Annotated in this window: 3 protein-coding genes; 1 reads left to right on the top strand and 2 read right to left on the bottom strand. The window is 47.7% G+C overall.

Features of this window, described 5'->3' with window-relative positions; genetic code table 11:
* On the bottom strand, positions 1-798 hold a 798-nt coding region (locus ACJ751_RS14205; protein WP_407746159.1), incomplete at its 3' end, for a hypothetical protein.
* A 350-nt stretch (positions 799-1148) separates the two neighbouring features.
* Between ACJ751_RS14205 and ACJ751_RS14200 the strand changes: the two genes are divergently transcribed.
* Positions 1149-1583, top strand: coding sequence for a hypothetical protein (locus ACJ751_RS14200; RefSeq protein WP_407746158.1), 435 nt, complete (start codon positions 1149-1151; stop codon positions 1581-1583).
* 88 nt (positions 1584-1671) lie between these two features.
* On the opposite strand, the gene ACJ751_RS14195 is transcribed toward ACJ751_RS14200, so the two are convergent.
* The coding region (locus ACJ751_RS14195) for an AAA family ATPase (protein WP_407746157.1) at positions 1672-2696 on the bottom strand (1025 nt) is incomplete at its 5' end.

Raw genomic sequence — 2696 nt, 5'->3', positions numbered from 1 at the left:
CACCATGGCAGAATCGTTACCTACATATACATGACTGGCCACCGCATTGGAAGCGTTTGTCCAGCCCAGGTTCAACGAGCCATTATCGCCATCAACATGTTCATCGCCATTTGCCGGAATGGGCGTTTTGGCCTGGTACAGCGGATTGCCGGTATTGATCTCGATACCATTGATCATGAAATTCCTGATAAGGACACCGGTAGTAGTGTCGGCCACATACCATGCCACTACATCCTGACCGGCTACGGCGTCGGCATACATATAAGCAACCGGCACATTCGCCGTTACTGTTTCCCGAATGCTCAGCGCCAGGTTATCGTATTTTTGAACACCATCGAGGTATACATCTATCGGTGCAAAAGGACCGGTAGTAGCATTGTCAACATTATTATGGTAAGTAAGAATGCTGTGACGGCCGGTGGGTAAACCACTGATGCGCATTTCAATTTGCGCGCCGCTGTTGCCATTGTTAACCCGTACCCCATCACATACCAATCGGGCAAAGTACGGTGTTTGGATACCAGCCTTATACCAGTTGGAGCTTAATTTATCTCCATAGGGTCCTTTTCGTATTAATTTAACCGTTACACCACCACTAAGCGAAAGGGTGGCTGTATCCACTACATTGGAAGCTAAGGTCCAGGAGGTATACCCTATTTCATTTACTTCGGCATCGGTGCGGCCGGTCTGGTTCAGGTCGATCTTATATACAGGGTGTTGAGCGGATGTTGTTAAGTAACAACTAATGAGGAACAGGAATGGCAAAAAAGTGCGTACACACTTTTTCGTTTGTGACAAGCAAAGCATACGTTAGTTTTAAATGGTTATGGTATAAAACAGTATAAATACAATCCTTAAGGTGCATTCCGGTTCTTAAAACAAAAGAATAGCCGGAACAACCTTGCAGGTTGAACTAAACAAAAAAGTAAAAATTGATCTCGTACAGGGGAGCGACAGAGCTATCAGAGGTGAACATAGCCATGCAATCGCATCAGGCAAATTAGAGCAGGCGGCAACGTTAAAAAATGGAATATCTGATTGTATTGATGTACTATTTTTTTACGGACAATCGTAGGCACTGCGGGCAGTTTACTAACGGAATCCTGACAACCGGGTAAACCGTACCTTTATTATACAAACTGGTACGCATGGGATCTATTAGCAATGAGGATGAACAGGAACTGAAAAAAGCATTGGGCAAACCCAAGTACTACCTGGATGCGCCGGATAAAATAGCCGGCGAACGGTATTATTGGTTCCCCAACCAGGGCGATAGTATGAATGACCATTCTGAACGGTCGATCCCCGGCGGCAGCATGGTATTGGGCAGACTGTTACCAGTAAAAAACCTGGAGGAGGTTCCCCTGCACCGCCCCCTGGTTTTTATTATCGATTACCACGGTGAACAATTTTGCCTGTTGAAATGCCCTATTGAAACGAATACTGATGCCAACAAACTTTGTCTGCATAGCTATAATCCGGGGCCTGGTTACGACGATCTGTGGTTACCCTTTCAATACCTCAAATACATTTTTATAGTAGAAAGAGTTCGCCGGCCCAATGGCAGTGAGTTTGTTCCGTGACGGCAGAGGGCTTTATACCTCTCAATCTCCTTCTTCCTTGTTACCTCGTCAACTTGTCAACTGATCAACTGGTCAACTCGTCAACTGATCAACTAACCTCATAACTCACTTCATGCGCTTCCCAGGGCGCCGGCACCTCCAGCTTCGACGTTAATTTGTCTACTGCGTTTTTCGGCACCATGGCTTCGCGGGCTTTGTTCTGCACATGCAGCCTGGCATACGGCACTTCTATATACACCATTTTTACATATGCTTTGTACGTAACAAAAAGCTCCACCAGTTGGGCCCGCATTTGCCGGGTGATGTTGGTGGCGTTCCAGACAAAATGCTGTTTGCGGCGTAAGTATTCCCTGGCCCTTTCTTTGGCCAGCTGAACAACGGTGCCGTTGCCGCTTTTATCGGTGGGCGCAATTTTATTCTTCCGGCGGATCTCATCGAGGTTGATCACTGGCCAGTCTTTATAATACTGCTGCACATAGGTATCCTTACCAGCACCGGGCAGTCCGCACATCATCACTACCGTAGCGCCAAATTCATCGAACGGAACAAAACCAGGTGCACTGTCTTCCTTATAAAAATAATGGAACCGTGCATGCGGCGTATGAAAGGCCCTGGGTTGTCCCCAGCAATCCTGTTCCTGGCAAAGCGCTTCAAACAGGTCGATGCGGTATAACAGCTCCTTCTGATCGCTGCAAGTTCTTTCCAGGGCATCAGCTCTTGCCAGGAGAGAAAGCAATTTGGTGTCCACCATTTCACTGGTTTCAATGATCATCCGTGTTGGGTCTCTTCTTTCAATGGCCCAAATGGGCATGCCGTGATAGCGCACCAGCTGCACAATTTGTTCTCTTAAAAAGAACGGTGTGGGTTGTTGCCTGTATAAGATCTGGCGCGCGGTTAAGGCGCCTTTTTTTGAATGCCCTCGCGATGTTATGCTGCCATCTGCTTCGTGCACCGTAGTGCTGCGTTTCTCCACATCGTGCAACAGGGCGCCCGCCCACAGTAATTCCTGTTCCTGTGCCGTCAGGTTTTTGTAAGCTTCCAGTTGTTGCAGGGCTTCCAGCACCATGCGCGTATGAATGGCCACGTTACCTTCTGCATGATGCACAGGGTCCT

It is taken from the genome of Niastella sp. (assembly GCF_045805085.1).
Classification (GTDB): Bacteria; Bacteroidota; Bacteroidia; order Chitinophagales; family Chitinophagaceae; genus Niastella.
This window is presented reverse-complemented; position numbering and strand designations above follow the sequence as displayed.

Bases quoted from the DNA above. Each gene is read 5' to 3' on its own strand.
- ACJ751_RS14200 (WP_407746158.1), top strand. From the start codon at position 1,149: ATGGGATCTATTAGCAATGAGGATGAACAGGAACTGAAAAAAGCATTG.